The sequence below is a fragment of the Nocardia tengchongensis genome, assembly GCF_054781395.1.
Window position 1 is genome coordinate 69,853 of the sequence record NZ_BAAGUM010000012.1, and the last position, 16,214, is coordinate 86,066.

Annotated in this window: 18 protein-coding genes; 11 read left to right on the top strand and 7 right to left on the bottom strand. The window is 65.9% G+C overall.

Translation table 11 applies throughout. The features are described 5' to 3' along the window. Nucleotides 1-39: 39 nt before the first annotated feature. Both ACYVKL_RS24955 and ACYVKL_RS24960 read right to left on the bottom strand, forming a co-directional pair. A complete protein-coding gene (locus ACYVKL_RS24955; protein ID WP_379173718.1) occupies nucleotides 40-252 on the bottom strand; it encodes a DUF397 domain-containing protein in 213 nt (70 codons plus the stop codon). Beyond that, nucleotides 249-1,130, bottom strand: a complete 882-nt coding sequence (locus tag ACYVKL_RS24960; protein ID WP_379173716.1) for a helix-turn-helix domain-containing protein — start codon at nucleotides 1,128-1,130, stop codon at nucleotides 249-251. The genes ACYVKL_RS24955 and ACYVKL_RS24960 overlap by 4 nt, the downstream gene beginning before the upstream one ends. A gap of 357 nt (nucleotides 1,131-1,487) precedes the next feature. Here ACYVKL_RS24960 and ACYVKL_RS24965 point away from each other — a divergent pair, with 357 nt between their 5' ends. The 7 genes from ACYVKL_RS24965 (at nucleotide 1,488) to ACYVKL_RS24995 (ending at nucleotide 8,226) form a co-directional block, all read left to right on the top strand. Continuing rightward, nucleotides 1,488-1,946, top strand: coding sequence for a hypothetical protein (locus tag ACYVKL_RS24965; RefSeq protein ID WP_379173713.1), 459 nt, complete (start codon nucleotides 1,488-1,490; stop codon nucleotides 1,944-1,946). Nucleotides 1,947-1,961: 15 nt separating this feature from the next. After that, entirely contained in the window at nucleotides 1,962-2,159 is a 198-nt protein-coding gene (locus ACYVKL_RS24970; protein ID WP_379173711.1) for a hypothetical protein, read from the top strand. Between the two features lie 43 nt (nucleotides 2,160-2,202). Then, a complete protein-coding gene (locus ACYVKL_RS24975; protein WP_379173709.1) occupies nucleotides 2,203-2,562 on the top strand; it encodes an immunity 51 family protein in 360 nt (119 codons plus the stop codon). 449 nt (nucleotides 2,563-3,011) lie between these two features. Beyond that, on the top strand, nucleotides 3,012-3,842 hold the full coding sequence (locus ACYVKL_RS24980; RefSeq protein ID WP_379173707.1) for an oxidoreductase: 831 nt from the start codon (nucleotides 3,012-3,014) through the stop codon (nucleotides 3,840-3,842). Nucleotides 3,843-4,062: 220 nt separating this feature from the next. Further along, nucleotides 4,063-4,872: a TetR family transcriptional regulator gene (locus ACYVKL_RS24985; protein ID WP_379173704.1), complete on the top strand. Its 810-nt coding sequence runs from the start codon at nucleotides 4,063-4,065 to the stop codon at nucleotides 4,870-4,872. Between the two features lie 50 nt (nucleotides 4,873-4,922). Beyond that, a complete protein-coding gene (locus tag ACYVKL_RS24990) occupies nucleotides 4,923-5,987 on the top strand; it encodes a zinc-binding dehydrogenase (protein WP_379173702.1) in 1,065 nt (354 codons plus the stop codon). 43 nt (nucleotides 5,988-6,030) lie between these two features. Next, nucleotides 6,031-8,226 (top strand): molybdopterin-dependent oxidoreductase, encoded by a 2,196-nt coding sequence (locus ACYVKL_RS24995; protein WP_379173863.1) that lies wholly within the window; start codon nucleotides 6,031-6,033, stop codon nucleotides 8,224-8,226. A gap of 24 nt (nucleotides 8,227-8,250) precedes the next feature. On the opposite strand, the gene ACYVKL_RS25000 is transcribed toward ACYVKL_RS24995, so the two are convergent. The 3 genes from ACYVKL_RS25000 to ACYVKL_RS25010 form a co-directional block, all read right to left on the bottom strand. Then, nucleotides 8,251-8,709, bottom strand: coding sequence for a hypothetical protein (locus ACYVKL_RS25000; RefSeq protein ID WP_379173700.1), 459 nt, complete (start codon nucleotides 8,707-8,709; stop codon nucleotides 8,251-8,253). 153 nt (nucleotides 8,710-8,862) lie between these two features. Next, complete coding sequence (locus ACYVKL_RS25005) at nucleotides 8,863-9,435, bottom strand: YdeI/OmpD-associated family protein (protein ID WP_379173698.1); 573 nt, start codon at nucleotides 9,433-9,435, stop codon at nucleotides 8,863-8,865. Continuing rightward, entirely contained in the window at nucleotides 9,432-9,839 is a 408-nt protein-coding gene (locus ACYVKL_RS25010; RefSeq protein WP_379173696.1) for a VOC family protein, read from the bottom strand. The genes ACYVKL_RS25005 and ACYVKL_RS25010 overlap by 4 nt, the downstream gene beginning before the upstream one ends. 17 nt (nucleotides 9,840-9,856) lie before the next feature. On the opposite strand from ACYVKL_RS25010, the gene ACYVKL_RS25015 reads away from it, so the two are divergent. Both ACYVKL_RS25015 and ACYVKL_RS25020 read left to right on the top strand, forming a co-directional pair. Then, complete coding sequence (locus ACYVKL_RS25015; protein ID WP_379173694.1) at nucleotides 9,857-10,432, top strand: MarR family winged helix-turn-helix transcriptional regulator; 576 nt, start codon at nucleotides 9,857-9,859, stop codon at nucleotides 10,430-10,432. Nucleotides 10,433-10,652: 220 nt separating this feature from the next. After that, entirely contained in the window at nucleotides 10,653-10,874 is a 222-nt protein-coding gene (locus ACYVKL_RS25020) for a hypothetical protein (protein WP_379173692.1), read from the top strand. Between the two features lie 879 nt (nucleotides 10,875-11,753). Here the strand turns inward: ACYVKL_RS25020 and ligA are convergent. Together ligA and ACYVKL_RS25030 are read right to left on the bottom strand one after the other, a co-directional pair. Next, nucleotides 11,754-13,745 (bottom strand): NAD-dependent DNA ligase LigA, encoded by a 1,992-nt coding sequence (ligA, locus tag ACYVKL_RS25025; protein ID WP_379173690.1) that lies wholly within the window; start codon nucleotides 13,743-13,745, stop codon nucleotides 11,754-11,756. 426 nt (nucleotides 13,746-14,171) lie between these two features. Continuing rightward, the gene (locus ACYVKL_RS25030; protein WP_379173687.1) at nucleotides 14,172-14,684 is read right to left on the bottom strand and encodes a hypothetical protein; all 513 of its coding nucleotides are present in this window, start codon (nucleotides 14,682-14,684) and stop codon (nucleotides 14,172-14,174) included. 349 nt (nucleotides 14,685-15,033) lie between these two features. On the opposite strand from ACYVKL_RS25030, the gene ACYVKL_RS25035 reads away from it, so the two are divergent. Then, nucleotides 15,034-15,561, top strand: a complete 528-nt coding sequence (locus tag ACYVKL_RS25035; RefSeq protein ID WP_379173684.1) for an AAA family ATPase — start codon at nucleotides 15,034-15,036, stop codon at nucleotides 15,559-15,561. 166 nt (nucleotides 15,562-15,727) lie between these two features. Then, the gene (locus ACYVKL_RS25040; RefSeq protein ID WP_379173682.1) at nucleotides 15,728-16,030 is read left to right on the top strand and encodes a hypothetical protein; all 303 of its coding nucleotides are present in this window, start codon (nucleotides 15,728-15,730) and stop codon (nucleotides 16,028-16,030) included. Nucleotides 16,031-16,214 lie beyond the last annotated feature (184 nt).

A 16,214-nucleotide genomic window follows, 5' to 3' on the forward strand; every position in this document is an offset into this window, starting at 1 on the left:
TGGCCGGGCCCGTTCGTAATCCAGCGGACTGCCGACCGCTCAACCTCGCGGCAGGTCGAACCTCCCCGCCGCAACCGCCCCGACAAACGCATCCCACTGCCCGGCGCTGAACACATGCGCGGGCCCGCCGGGATTCTTGGAATCGCGCACACCGACCCCGCCCCCGGCGAGGAACGCGGCCTCGACGCACTCCTTGCTGCCGCCACTTCTGCTGCTCTTGAACCACCGTGCTCCGTCGAGTTCGTTGTTCACGCGCTGTACTCCCTTGCTATCTCGCGCACCAGATCTCTGCTGCTCGACTCATCCAGCGCAGCCCGCTGGAGGACTCTGTACGCCTCGATGTAGCGCTCCACGACATCGCGCTTCTCCGAGTACATGTCGCTCGAGTAGCCCTCGCTGTAGATGGTGGTCGGCGCGAGAGGCTGGCCGCGTCCGTCTGGTCCGAAGTCGATGATCACGAACGGCCCGGTCTGATCGCCGGTCGGCATCCCGGCGGAGAACGGAAGGATGCGGAGAGTGACGTTCGGCAACGTACTTGCCTCGGCGAGGCGTTTGAGTTGGTCTGCCATTATCTTCGGCCCGCCGATCACCCGCCGCAACACAGTTTCTCCGAGCACCATGTTCAGCTGGGGCTTCTTGAGGTTGTGAGTGAGGATGCGCTGACGACGCGTCTTCAACTCCAATCGCCCTGCGAGAGCGGCTTCTCCGTCCTCCGGGTTGGCGGTGTAGGCCAGCACGCGCGCATACGGGCGGGTCTGAACAAGGCCGGGGATCAGGTCGGGCTGGTAGGTCGTCAGCATCGCGGCGGCGGATTCCATATCCACGTAGATGCGGAAGTCTTCCGGCAGAACGCGACTGAACTCGTGCCACCAAGACTTCCCGGCGGCCGTTTCGGCCAGACCATGCAGGTGCGCGGCTTGGCGATCGTCTATCTGGTACAGCCGAATCAGGAGATCCAGATCAGGTCGGCGGATCTTCGCGACCTCTCCGGCCTCGTGCCGCTGGAGCTTGCTCTTGCTCCAGTCCATCTGTCTGCCCGCCTGCTCCAGCGTGAACCCGGCTTCTTCGCGGGCGGACTTCAGGTATCTGCCGAGCTGGCGGCGGGTGAGGGTGCCTTCACTGTCGGACATGGAATTTCCCGTTCTCGGGGCATCATGTTTCCCGCTCCGCGGCGATGGCGATTCCCGGAGCGGGAAAATCATCTCACGGTTCGAGGACCGAAACCTGGTGAAACAGAGGGAAAATCCGAATTCCCGCTTTTCACTTCCCACATTCTTGTCGCGGCGCTCCACTTGATGCATGGCGATCCAGCGAGATCAAAGGTCGAAGCACACGACGTCCTGGGTCAACGACGGCTGCCGAGACGCCCGCATCTGTCCGATCACTCATCGACGCGCCCAGGGGATTCTGGCGATCCATGCCACTTGCGACCCGCCGTGCCCCCGGGCGGAGACCGCCCGCCGGTATCTCGAGGAAGGTCCGAGCCGATGCCCGCAACCCTGACCGGCGAGAGTCCGCTCGACCGCCAGCTGTGGCTGTACCGGGAACTCTACGGCCTGCCGTGTCGGCTCGCGGGTAACCGAATCACGCTGTCCACCAGCGATATCACCGCGATCCGCATCCCCGCCGCCCTGGCCGCCCACGTCGACGACGAGCTGTTCTGGCTCGAGAAAGTCACCCCCATCCTCGACGAGCACCCCGGCACCGGCGTCCTGACCCTGCTGGCTGCCCCCACCCACCTCGACCTCACGTTCCCCGTCACCGACTTCCGCCGCCGCGCTCGCTGCGAATTCCTGCCCGCTGAAGGGGAACTCATCCTGCCCGCGCCGCACACTCCCCACTGCCTCGGCCCGCGCTGGTTCCGATACCCCCAGTGGGAGACCCTCCAGCCCGTCACCACCGTCCTCCGCGCAATCCGCGTCGCCCTCCACGCCTACCCGGCCTGATCCCGAGGGGAAGTCATGGTCACCGAAATCGCCACCGCCGCCTTCGCCTTCATCGCCCTCGCTGTCTACCTCTGCGCCCGCCACTACGTCCCAGACCCGCACCCGCCGAACCCCCACTCGGTCGCGGCAATCCGGGCCCGCCTCGAAGGCGAGAAGCGCGTAGCGGCAGCCTCGAGACTCGCGGCGGCCCGGCTGTCGGCGCACCCCATCTGATCCGCCCCACACCGCTGTCGGGGTGTCTCGATAAGGTCCGCACGTGACTGATCGCGAAACCTACGCCCCACTGGTCTTCTTCGAATACGACCACAAGCCCGGCCACTACTGCCTGATGCTGTCCGACAGCAACATGCCCGCCACCGCCGAGGCCGCGTTCGCCGAGTTCGGCTACGACGGAGGCGGTTACGGCTGGGCAGGCGTAGCGCGTTCAGCGGTCGCAACCCAGGCCCCCGACCTGGCCGACCGCTTCAACTACGACCCCGAGGCCGGAACCTTCGTCGCCTATGGCGAAGACCCCGAGGCCCTCCGCCAACTCGGAAAGCTGCTCCAGCAGGCACTTCAAGACCCAGCAGTCCTGTCCGCTCTCATTGCCTCCGGCGACCCCGAATGGTTCGACTGACCAACCACAGCCTCACCGCCACGGCCCGCCGAACCGTCTTGGTTGGACCCCAAGGCGTCCTGGGCCAACGACGACTGCCATAACGGTTCGATCTGCCCCATCACCAGGGAACGCGCCCGGGGCATCCGCAAGATCCACTCCACCTGCGACCCGCCGTGTCAACGTGCGGAGAGCGCTCGCCGGTATCTCGAGGGGGTCAGGGTCAATGCCCTCGCACGTGACAGGTGAGACTCCAGTCGACCGTCAGCTGTGGCTGTACCGGGAGCTCTGCGGCCTGCCCTGTCGGATATGCGGCTCTCGAATAACCCGTCGCTGAAGCCTCCAGCCGCGAAGCGGCAAGGCTCTCGGCACAAGACCTGTTCATCGGCGACCCGGGTCAGGTACTCGATGACCACGGGGTTCACCATAGAAACATGAACGGCAGTTCATTTTCATCTTCGGGAGGCGATATGACTACCAAAACAGCCCTCGTCACCGGAGCCTCTTCCGGCATCGGCGAGGCCACTGCCCGCAAACTGGCCGACCTCGGCTACACCGTCTACGGCGCGGCCCGCCGCATCGACCGTCTGGAGAAGCTCACCGACGGCGGCATCCGCCCGCTGGCCATGGACGTTACCGACGACGCGTCGATGAGCGTGGGCATCGCGCGGATCATCGGCGAGACCGGCCGCATCGACGTGCTGGTCAACAACGCCGGTTACGGCTCCTTCGGCGCGATCGAGGACGTGCCCCTTGACGAGGCCCGCTACCAGTTCGAGGTCAATGTTTTCGGTGCGGCGCGGCTGGTCCAGTTGGTGCTGCCGCATATGCGCGAGCAGCGCTCGGGCACGATCGTGAACATCACCTCCATGGGCGGCAAGATCTACACCCCGCTCGGGGGCTGGTACCACGGCACCAAATTCGCCCTCGAAGCACTCAGTGACTGCCTGCGCCTGGAAGCACAGCCCTTCGGCGTGAATGTCGTGGTGATCGAGCCCGGCGGCATCGCCACCGAATGGGGCGGCATCGCCGCCGATCACCTGCGCAAAGTCTCCGGCGACACGCCTTACGCCACCCAAGCTCGGGCCGTGGCCACCTTGCTGAGCTCGGAAGCCAACGCGCGCCGCAACTCCCCGCCCCAGGTCATCGCCGACGCGATCGCCAAGGCCGTCACCTCCCGCCGCCCCAAGACCCGCTACCGGGTCGGGTTCGGCGCCCGCCCGCTGCTCTTCGCGAAATGGCTACTCCCCGACCGCGCCTTCGACGCGATCATCAAGCGCGTCACCGGAATCCGCAACTGACAGCTCACCGACGACAGCAGCCGCACCCGATCGGCTGGATACCGTCCTGACCGAATCGGTCAACTCCGAACCTCGGAAGATCAACGGGGCCAAGGCCCCTGGTGTCCCGCCGCCACGGCCCGCCGAACCGTCTTGGCTGACCCGTCCGCGAGGACGTGACCGCAGACCCCGGCCGAGGACTCACGATCCATGCATATCAAAACTGGTATATGGTTCGTGAATGCAGTCCACTGGAGGTGCTCTGATCCGAGACGCGCGGCGTCGCGCCGGACTCACCCAGGCCGAGCTCGCCGCCCGTGCGGGCACGGTGCAACCGGCCATTGCCCGGTGGGAGAACGGCAACTCATCGGTGAAACTCGATGACGTACTGCGGTTGATTCGGCTCTGCGGCCTCGGGTTGGAGTTCTCCCTGGTCGTGCCGCGTGTGCACAGCGCGGCGAAGAGTGCTGGTCCGGCTGTTGAGCGGGCACTGGCTCGGCATGTGCACTCCGGCGGTTCCTCGACGGCGGAGCGCATCGTCGATGCCGCCGTCGAATGCCTCATCGACGTGGGCTGGGAGAAGACCACCGTCAGCGAGGTCGCCGCGCGCGCGGGGTTGAGCCGCCCGACCGTCTACTCATACTTCGGCTCCCGCGAGGACCTGCTATTCGCGGTGTCTTCGGCTGCGGCGCAGCGTATTTCAGGGCAACTGATGTCCGTTGCGGAGGCCGGGACCAACTCCGGGGCGGAGTTCGTCGTCGAATCGGTGGTCACGGTGGTCATGGAGTATCGACGCGATCCCGCGGCCTCGCTGCTGGCGCTGATCCGTCCGGGTGAGATCCTGGCGGCCCAGGCGGTCGAGGTGTCGCGCGTGGCCCTGCTGCCACTGCTGAAGTGGGAACCCCAGGTCGCGGATGAACTCGACGAGATCGCCGAGACCGTAATGCGTTTCGTGGTCTCCCTCATGGTCGACGACGGGTCGCGTTGTCGCAGCGAAGATGGTTTACGCGCGTATCTGTATCGCCGTCTCATCCCCTCTTTACACCTTTAGGTATCAGCGTTAGGTTCCGTTGATCTCGGTGAGATCGGCAGAGGAGCCCCATGACCGACCAGAATTCCCTTTCCGCACGAGCCTGGGTGGCGACCGCGCTCGGCGCGCCGGCGTCCGTTCTCGCCGAGCAGAACGTCGCCGTCCCGGCTCCGGGACCCGGCCAGATCCGGGTGCGGGTGCACGCGTTCTGCCTCAACTTCAACGACATCGACGTCATCCGCGGCCGGTACGCGACCATGCCGCTGCAACCGCCGTTCGTTCCCGGGATGGAGACCGTGGGCGTGGTGGAGAGCGCCGGTCTCGGCTACGAGCATCTGATCGGGCGTCGCATCGTGGGCATCCCGCAGTTCGCGCACGGCGGCTATGCCGAGTACGCACTGGTGGAAGGTGCCACGGCGCTGGAACTGCCCGATTGGCTCAGTGATGTCGACGGCGCGGCCATGCACTACCCGCTGCACTTGGGCTGGTTCGCGCTCCACGAGCGCGCCCGGCTGCAGGCTGGTGAGACGCTGCTGGTGCATGCCGCGGCCGGTGGAACCGGTTCGGGCGCACTGATTATCGGTAAGGCGCTGGGCGCCCGCGTCATCGCGACGGCCGGCAGCGAGGAGAAGCTGGAGTACTGCCGAAAGCTCGGCGCCGATCACGTGGTCAACTATCGCGACCCGGACTGGGTGGAGCAGGTGGTCGACCTCACTTACGGCCAGGGCGTCAACGTCGCCTTCGACGCCGTCGGCGGTGACACCACCCTGCAGACCTTCAAATGTATGGGCCTCAACGGCCGGCACCTCATCGCCGGATGGACCGAGGACATCCAGTTGGAGGACAAGGGATACATCACCCCGCGCGCCATGGCCTACGGCAACTTCGATCTGTGCGGTGTGTGCCTGGTCTACGTCAACGATCCCACCGCCGTACGCCGCACCCTCGGCTTCAACTGGCCGGCCCGGTCCGAGGGTCAGCGCGCGCACGTCCAGCTGCTCGAATTGCTGCGCACCGGCAAGATTTCGACGGCGGTCGGCAGGCAACTGACCTGGGACGAGATCCCGGCCGCGCTGGAGGCGCAGGAACAGCGCCAGACCATGGGTCGCCAGGTCGTGGTGATCGACCGTGGCTGATGATCTTCGCGTCCACCACCGCACGTGTCCGCTCTGCGAAGCCATGTGCGGGCTCGACATTTTCGTCGAGCGTGATCAGGTGGTGCTGATCAAACCGGACCGGCTCGACGCGTGGAGCCGGGGCCATATCTGCGCCAAGGGCACGACACTCGGTGCGATGCACCACGACCCCGATCGACTCCGGGTGCCGATGATCCGGGAGGGGGAGGATTGGCGGGAGGCGAGTTGGCCGGAGGCGTTCCGGCGTTGTTCGGAGCTGCTGAACCCGGTGATCGCCGAGCATGGCATCGAGGCCGTCACCGCCTATCTGGGCAATCCGCTGGCGCACAGCTTCAGCCTCAGCCGCTATGCCGGAATGCTCATCGGAATGTCCGGCATCCCAATGGTTTACAGCTCGGGAACCATCGACCAGTGGCCCAAGAACGTCAGTTCGCACCTGATGTACGGCGGCATGTGGAAGATCCCGGTCCCGGACATCCCGCGCACCGACATGCTCGTCGTGATGGGCGCCAACCCCGCGGTCTCGAAGGGATCGTTGCTCAGCTGCCCGGATGTCATGGGCGAAATCACCGCGATCCGCAAGCGCGGCGGGAAGGTGGTGGTGATCGACCCGCGGCGCACCGCGACCGCGGCCAAGGCCGACGAGTGGCTCGCCATCACCCCCGGAACCGACGCGGCATTCCTTGCCGCTGTATGCCAGGTGATCTTCGCCGAGAACCTGGTACGTCTCGGTGCCGCAGCAGGTTTCGTCAACGGGCTCGACGAGCTGCGGGATCTGCTGGCTGATTGGACCCCGGAGCGGGTCGAGGCGGTCACCGGCATCGCGGCCGACCGGATTCGCACCCTGGCCCGCGAGCTGGCCGCGACCGAGCGTGCGGTGGTGTACGGCCGGATCGGCACCTGTAACCAGGAATTCGGCACTCTCGCGTCCTGGCTGGTGGACGTCGTCAACATCATCACCGGGCATATGGACGTCGAGGGTGGCCTGCTGTTCCCGAAGCCCTCGGCATGGTCGTTCACCGAACTTTCGATGCCCGGTCTCGAGCAGGGCGCCCCGAATTTCGGGAGATGGAAAACGCGGGTGCGGGGCGCTCCCGAGATCTTGGGTCACGCACCGGTGTCCTGCCTGGCGGAGGAAGTCGCCACCCCTGGTGCCGGCCAGATCCGGGCGCTGTTCACGGTGGCCGGAAATCCCGTGCTGTCCGCACCCGGCGGCGAGCTTCTCGACCAGGCCCTGCCGGCACTGGACTGCATGATCAGCGTCGACAACTGGATGAACGAAACGACCCGGCACGCGCACGTCATCCTGCCCGGGCTGTCCGCGCTCGAACAGCCCCACCATGACGACCTGGTCTGGAATTTCGCGGTGGGCAGCGGCGCGAACTACTCGCCCGCCGTCTTCCCGCCCGAGGACGGACGGCCCGAGGAATGGGAGATCCTGATCCGTCTGGCGTGCGCCTGCCAAGGCCAGGCCGCCGACGAGGTCGACGTCAGCGTGTTCGACAACGCCTTGTTCGACGTGATGGCGTCCGTCAAGGGATTCGACGGCGCCGCGCTGCGCGCACGGTACGAACAGGAAGGACGATTCAGCGCCGGCGGGCCGCAGCGTCTGCTGGACCTCACTTTGCGCACCGGACCGTTCGGTGACCGATACGGCGAGGTGGCGGGCGGGCTGTCGCTGGACGTGCTGCTGGCGAACCCGCACGGAATCGACTTGGGAGCCAACGTGCCTCGGCTCGCCGAGGTGCTGACCGTTCCGGACGGCAAGATCGTGCTGGCACCCCCGCACATCACCGCCGACCTGCCCCGTCTGCTCGCCCGGCTGGACCGCCCGGCCGCCGACCTGGTGCTGGTGAACCGTAGGCAATTGCGGTCCAACAACTCGTGGATGCACAACGTGCCGGCCCTGATGACGGGGTCCAATCGGTGCACCCTGCAGGTTCACCCCGACGACGCCACCCGCCTCGGGCTCGTCGAGGGCGAGCCCGCCACCGTGACCTCGGAGTCCGGTTCGCTCACCGTGCCAGTCGAATTGGACTCCGGTATCCGTCCCGGCGTGGTGTGCCTGCCCCACGGCTGGGGTCACGACCGGCCCGGCGCGCGCACGGCCGTCGCCTCCGCACATCCCGGAGTGAACAGCAACATCCTGTCGCCGCCGGGATTCGTGGATGTGCCGAGCGGGAACGCGGCGGTCAACGGCATCCCCGTCACGGTGTCTCCGGGCACGTCGCTTCGTTGAATTCCACGCCCACTTGAAATCGGTTCAGCGAGGCGCAAAATCGAATTTGCTGCAATAGTCGGCCGGCGGCGTGGCCCCGTTCAGCAAACGCACACATATGATGGCCAGCAGAACGATACCCACGCCCGTTATCACCGCCGGAACGATTCCACTGATTCGGTGGCGAGTCGCCGAGGTGCGCAGCAGGCGGTTGGCGACGACCGCGATCAGTCCTGTCAGCAGACCCACGAACGACATGCTCAGCAGCCCCTCGACACCCCAGAACATGAGTGCGAAACCGGCTCCTCCATCGATGAGGTGAACGCAGTCGAGAGTTATGTCCACCATCCGGCGGTAGGTCAACACCGCCACTATCGCGCCGATGACTGGAAATAGCAGAATCAGCCAGGCAGACCACCGCCGCGGCATCGCATAAACCTGGTCATCGGGGATATTCGTCGCAAGCATGCGATCATGCTGGCACCCGACGACGAACACCTCCATCGGTCGCACGGCATCCGCAGGAAATCTCCACGGGCTCTCCACAATTGCGTTTACAAGCCCCCCCGGTTGCCTCACTGAAGGCCATCCACGCCATGCGTTGTTGATCGAAAGGTCCTGTGGCTCAGAGATTTGCCGTACCGGTCGACCGCTGGTTCACGGGTGTAGGCGTTCTCCATGACGGAGCATGGCTAGATAAGTGGCAATCCGACGTTGGCGTGTCTCCGGGCGCTTGGCTTCGTTGATGCGCCAGATGATCGAGTAGCGGTTGCGAGCGTCGAGTTCGGCGAACGCAGCGGCGGCCGCGGGGTCGCGGTCGAGTTCGCGTTGCAGGTCGTCGGGGATCGATGCGGTCCGTTGCCCTTGGTAGGCGACGTCCCACCGCCCGTCAGCCTTGGCGCGTTCGACCTCGGCCAGGCCGGCTGATCGCATCCGCCCGGCCTGGATGAGGCGGGTGACGTGCTCCACGTTCCTTGCGGACCACGGGCTTTTCGACCGCCGCGGAGTGAAGCGCTGGCGATAGCTGCCGTCGTCACGTCGCGCGATCTGCCCGTCGATCCAACCGAAGCACAGCGCCTCGTCGAGCGCTTGCGCGTAGGTCAGGGCCGTTGTCTGGCCGCCCTTCTTGTGCAGTACCAGCCAGACCCCGGGGTGGTCGCCATGGTGGCGGTCCAACCAGGCGTGCCACGCCTCGGCGTCGTGGACAAGCAGCTCCGCGAGTTCGGTCACGACGTAGCCGCAGGACGGGGGCTCAGACAGAACGGCTGGCCATCGGGATCGAGCAGCACCCGCCAGCGCCCCTCACCGGGCTGAAAGTCGGGTTGAGTGGCTCCGATCGCGCACAGACTCTTGGTCGCATCGTCGAGGTCGTCGACCTGCAAGTCGAGGTGGAAGCGCTTGGCGCCTGCCTCGTCAGGCCACTGAGCGGGCCGAAATCCCTCGATCTTGCCGAACCCGATCTTGACGCCGTCACCTTCGACCATCCCGTAGTTGTCGTCGCTGTAGGTGACCTCCCAGCCGAGCGCGGCAGCGTAAAAGCGAGCCTGCCTGGCCGGATCGGCACTGTCGATATTGACCATCGACAGCGCCGCCGTCGACTCTGCACGCATCCCCGTGGAATATGTATGACTCATGCATATAAACTAGATCCGTGACGGAAACCCAGTCAAGCCTTCAGCACACCGCCAACGTCCTGGGCGCCTTGAGCCTCGTCGTCGCCGACCGGATGAACACGTCCGTCGAAGCGGTCGCGGCACTCGGCCCGTCGGCCCCCGCTGCGCTCGCCGCGATGCACCAATTCCTCGACGGCGCATCGGTGACGCAACTGAGTTCCGTTCTCGGCCTCACTCATTCGGGCACCGTCCGCCTCGTAGACCGCCTCGTCAACGAAGGCCTAGTCGAGCGCGGGGGAGCGCAGGACGGCCGCGCTGTCTCGGTTGCCCTCACCCGTCGTGGCCGGGAAATGGCCGCGCAGATACTCCAAACGCGCGAGATGTCCCTGACGAGCGCACTGTCCGCGCTGTCCGCGGATGAGATCGACAATCTCGCATCAGCCCTGGACACAATGCTGACCACAGTGACCCTCGCCAGAGCCGAGCAACGCACGTCCCAGACCAGCGGCCGTCCACAGCCGTGGCTGTGCCGCCTCTGCGACTTCGCGGCATGTGGCCGTAGCGAGGGCGACTGTCCGGTCAACAACGTCGCCACGACAAGCAATAGGTGTTAGCACCACGCGGCAAATCGACCCACAGGCATCAGAAGGGAGAGGTGCCGAAAGGTCAACGAGTAGAGCGCCTCATGGCCGCAGGCAATGCGCGCTCATGCCGAGTTACGAATGCGTTCCGGTACTGCCGTCAATCCAGACGTCCGCGTACGCTTATGCGCTGGATCGATGACGAACGAAGGCGTAGCTGTTCGGCGGTACCCAACCGGCATAGGAGACGGATATGGACCAGCAGCAGTTCATTGCCACCCGGCGGGAGTTCGACGAGATCGATGCAGATCAGGACGGTTTCATCACCTTCGATGACGCGCTCGTATGGGGTATGGCCCAGGACCCGGAAGTGCGGGACATCGTTGGGCGCCGCATCAACGAAGACCGTATCTGGGCGGAGGGGCAAATCTCCTTCGAGGAGTTCCTGAACTACAAGGAGCTGACCTCCCACTGAAAGGTATGGCGAGTCGCGGAATCGCCCGGTTGCCCGATGGGCGCTGAACGAGGTTCCGATTGCACAGCTGCGCCACCAGGCCGCAGCAGGCCACGGGATCCTTGGGTCGCAAGCCACAGCAGACACCCGCCGCAGCATGCCGGCGGTGGCTGAGGCGGGCAGGGTTTTCATGTGGCTCCAGGTCATACCGGCCGAAGCTGGATGCCTTCGTGGTGCTGCGGGCCACGGGGCCCGTAGTCGAGTTCGGCTCCTCTGTTGCTGCTGGCGGTGACCGAGGCGGGAGAATCGACAGGGGAGGTACAACTCCGATAGCCGCGCTGAGCGGCTATAGCCGGCGAGGCCGCGGCTCCCACGTGGTCGTCCTCGGGTTCGTAGGATTGACACGTCATCATGCGGACGAGCCCGCTGATTCAGGTAAGTCCTCCGGAGCCATCCGACAACGCTGATCCACCGTCCCCCCATGCGTGCCACCCGGATCGCTGCATGTAGCCGCTACCACAGTCGCGGCTGGTCCGGCGGTGGCGTACGTGATCGAGATGGCAAGGTGGGCCTCCGGCGCGAGGCACGTCGGCGCGGGGGGCGGGTCAGCGAGAGTTCGGCCGGGGAGAAGGCGAGCGTGTCGCGGGTGCCTGCTGGTTTCACCTGTATGAAGTCGGGGTCTCCAGGTTCGGCCAGCCCGACTACCTTTCCGGATCGATTTACTTCCACCCCGACCGCACTACTGGTGAACCAGACGGTGGGGTGGCGACCACGTTCCAGTTCCGCGGCGACGTGCTCGATGTCGCTCTCGGACAACGACTGTGGGGTGGGCGGCATATCGGCTCCGGCAGTACGAGAGGGGATGCCCGAGGTGTCCGCTCAGGCGGGCGAACCAAGGGCCTAGGAGACGTTGGCGTCGATCAGCAGTTTCCAGATGTCGGCCTGATCGACCACCTCCACGCCGAGGTTCGCGGCCTTGGTGAGTTTGCTGTCGCCGACACCCGCACCGGTGATGAGCATGTCGGTGTTGGCCGAGACCGAGGAAGCGGCTGTGGCCCCAGCCTTTTCGCACATGCGCTGGAAGGTCGGGCGGGCGATCTTCTCCCCGGAGCGCGGGTCGCTGATCGCGCCGGTGATCACCACGGTCTTGCCGGCCAGTGGAGCGCCCGCGGCGACGACAGGGGGCAGGTCCTCCTCGCGCACGTCGAGGGAGACGCCGTGTTCGCGCAGCCGCTCGAGTTCTGGACGCAGGCGGGCGAGGTGCGTGTCCAAGGAGGCGGCGACCTTCGGTCCGATGTCTTCGACCTCGACCAGCCGGTCTTCGCCGGCGCCGGCCACCTCTTCCAGCGAGGCGAATCCGGCGCGGGCCAGGCGGGCGGCGGTGCCGTCGGAGGCCATGGGGATCGCCAGGCCGATGAGGGCGCGGCGCAGGCCGACGGGGCGGCTGTGGTCGATGGATTCGATCATGCGGGTGGCGGAAACCTCACCGACGCCATCGAATTCGAGCAGTTGCTCCTTGGTGAGGGTGTAGAAGTCCGACGGGTTCTCCAGCAGGCCCGCCTCGGCGAGACGTTCGATCCATTTCTGCCCGATGGCGTCGATGTCGGCGGCGGCACGTGAGGCCCAGTGGATGAGCCGCCGCACCGTCTGCGCGGGACAGGAGATGTTGGTGCAGAACAACTCTCGGCTGTTGCCCTGCTCGGTCACCGGTTGCCCGCATGAGGGGCAGGTGGTGGGGGCGACGATGTCGAGTTCGGCGCCGGTGCGCGCGGCCGCGTCGAGCACGCCCGCGACGAACGGGATGACGTCGCCCGCGCGGCGCACCAGCACGGTGTCGCCGATCTTGATGTCGCGGGCGCGGATGACTTCCTGGTTGGCCAGGGTGGCTTTGGTGACGGTGGTGCCGCCGACGAAGACCGGCTCGAGCCAGGCGACGGGCACGATCTTGCCGGTCTTGCCGACGTCCCAGATGACCTCGCGCAGCAGGGTGGTCTTCTCCTCGGCGGCGAATTTGAACGCCAGCGCGCCGCGCGGGGAGTTGGAGCGGGTGCCGGCCGCGGCGTAGGCGTCCCGGTCGGCCAGGCGCAGCACCGCGCCGTCGATGTCGTAGTCGAGATCGGCGCGGCCGCGTTCTATCTCGCTGATAGCGGCCTGCGCCTCTACGACGTCGGCGCAGTGCTGCATGGCCGCGCCGGTGAAGCCCAGCGCTTGCAGCCCGTCCTCCAGATCCACCGCGGTGTCCTCAGCGGGGGTGTCGAGGTCGAAGCCGAAAAACTGCAGCCGCCGCTCGGCCACGGTGGCCGGATCCTTCGCCCGCAGTGTGCCCGCGGCGGCGTTGCGCGGGTTGATCAGCGGCTTGTCGGGGTGGGTGGTGTTGTAGGCCGCGAAGGTGGAGCGCAGCATGACGGCCTCGCCGCGTACTTCCACCCTGCCCGACAGTTCGACGCGGTCGGGGACGCCGTCGACGAGGGCGCGCACGAGCGGGGTGACATCGTCGCCGGTGGCGCCGTCACCGCGGGTGACCGCGCGGGCCAGGCGGCCGTTCTCGTAGACCAGCGACAGCGACAGTCCGTCGAGTTTGGGCATCACGACCACCGATTGGCCGGGGAAACGCGCGAAGAACGCGGCGACCTGCTCGCCGGTGGTGGCCTTCTCCAGCGACAGCATCGGGCGTGCATGCCGGACCGGGGCGTGCAGCACGCCCGGCGCGCCGACCTGGTCGAGCGGGTTCGGATCCGGGGTGAGCCCGGGATGGGCCTGTATCAGGCCGCGCAGCTCGTCCTCGACGGCGTCGTAGTCGGCGTCGGCGACCAGCGGCGCGCCCTCGTAGTAGGCCGTGCGCAGCGCGGTGATGCGTTCGGCGAGTTCTTGGATTCGTGCCCCAGGTTCCACAACACTGGACGGTACCGATACCGGCCGACACTCTCGTTAGGTCAACCTAGGAAGGTGCATGCTGGTCGACCCTGTGACCAGGTCACATGCACGCCTTTTCCGGATTGGCGCGCGTGGGCCCATCCAGGAAAGGCGTGCATGTGCCGGTCAGCATCCAATAAGGCCTGCGCGTGTCGGACGGACGTTATGGCGGGGAGCAACGGGTCGCCGCGGCTTGCTGTGCTCATTGCTCGCCGGTACGCGCTGGTCGGGTCAGTGGTTGGTTCGACCCGTTCTTTTGGATGTCGATGTCCGGCAAAGGATTTGGCGATGAAGGGGATCGAGTCCGGCTGGGAGGCAAGGACGGTGTGCGGGTGGTCGGTGGGGTAGGTGTGCAGGGTCATGGGTTAGTGGTTTGCGGTGAAACCTGACTATGAAGTCGAAAGCTCAGTCGCTGCCCACCACGTCGGCGCGGACACGGACCGTGTCTGCGAGGTCGGCCCAGCGGTTTCGGGTTGCTGTCAGGGTCGTGTCCGGCTCGGCCCGGGCCTTCCGGCGTTGATGCGCAGCCCATCTCGCGAGCGCGTCGGTGATGACATAGTGCATGTCCGGGTCTGTCAGATCCAATATCAGGTCGCGGCTGGCCGACTCGGCAGGGGTCGCTGGATGTGTCCGGCGTTCGGGTGCATGACGCTGGATCGACAGTGGTCGGGGAAGCGCGGTGTGGTCGACTCGCATCCATTCTTGGACAACGTGTAATGGCTGGTGGCCCAGGCGGAACGCGTCTGCGGCTTTGAGCGAACAACGTAGGCACCGCGCCCGACCGGCGAGCGCTGTTTCAGGCTTGGCGGGTCTTCCTGTGCACCGCAGGGTCCACTCGCCTGTGTTGTGCAGGTCCACGATCAGGTGCGTCACATCCTGTGTGTCGACCGCGCTTCCCTCGACGATCCAGCAGTTCATTTCGGAAGCCTAGCCAGGGAATCGGCCATTTTGATCTACGCAGATGGCCGTGTCCTCAGGCCCCGGCGAGCTGCGTTGAGCGCGCCTGCCCAGATGTTGCATTCCGGGCGTTTGAAGCCTGTCGTAGTGGTCTGCGGGTGCGGAGATCCGGCGGCCGCGGTCGGTTATGGTCAGGCGGCCGCACCATAAGTCAGGGCCAGACGTGCATCGATCGCGACGGCGGACCACTCCAGCACATGCGCCCACGGGTCGTCAGCGCCGGGCGTGGCGGGTGCCGTACCACGGATCACCCCGTGGCCACCTGAACCACAGGGCTGGTCGTACAACAACATCGAATCGAAGGAGTCGAATGCGGATCGGGGTATCCGGACCACACGGAACCGGCAAGACAACGCTGGTTCACGAACTGTGTTCCCGCTTCGACGAACTCACGCCGATCGAGGAACCGTACGTCCTCCTCGAGGAAGACGGCTACGACTTCGAATACCCGCCCTCGCGCGCCGACTACCGAGCCCAGCTGGCCCGCTCGATCCAACTGCTGACCACCGAGCCGGACGGATCCGTCTTCGACCGAACCCCGTTGGACTTCCTGGCCTACCTGTCAGCGACCGGCCTCGACATCGATTCCGCCACCACTCCCGCCGCAGTCCGAAATGCCTTGTCCACGCTGGATCTCCTGGTCCTGGTGCCCATAACCCCCGAAACCGAGCGACTTCTGCCCCCGGCGGAGATGCTCGGTCTGCGCCACACGGTCAACGAGATACTCCTGGAGTTGGCCTACACCGACCCGCTGCACCTCCTCGCCGACATTCCGGTGATCGAGTTGAACGTCCCTCTGGCGGATCGAGTCGAAACAATCGGCGCCATGATCCGGTAACCCAGATCGCGAAACTCGATAGTGCCGCAGCAACTCCGGTCGGTCCGGCGTGGCGGCAGTGCACAGCCTGGAACGCCGACCACAGAAGTAGGGGCAGAAACTTGAAACTCTGATGCTTCAGACATGCGTAGGGTGGCATCGACATCACGAAACATGAGGAGCGTCCATGAAAGCTGCTGCCAGACAACGTATTCTCGCTGCTGCGGCCGGATGTCTGATCACCGCCGCTGCTGCCGGAACCGCCGGCGCCTCGCCCCTGGTCCTGCAGCCGGCTGCCGAAGGACCCGTCGCGGGACCTGTCGCGCCTGTTGTGGCCGAAACCGGATCGTTCGAACGCGCGCTCGGCGGCGATGTGGGGTTCTCGGTCAGCCAGGGCTCGAGTGACATGTACTGGAACATCCACAAATTGGTGGTCTGTGACCTGCTTCGAGCCGGACCCTTCATCTGCGCCCCCGGTAGCAGCCGTTGAAGTGCATCCGGCGCTCGACCTAGCAGTCCTGCACTCCCGCGGTTGTATTCATCCGCAGGTGGGAGTGATTAACAAGAAGGGCTGATCAAACACCGGATATTTGTTGTTTAAGAAATCGGGTGTCCGAATCTACTGTTTCTCCTCGACCGGCCCGCCGGGAGTGACCCGGGTCACGGGTCCTCCT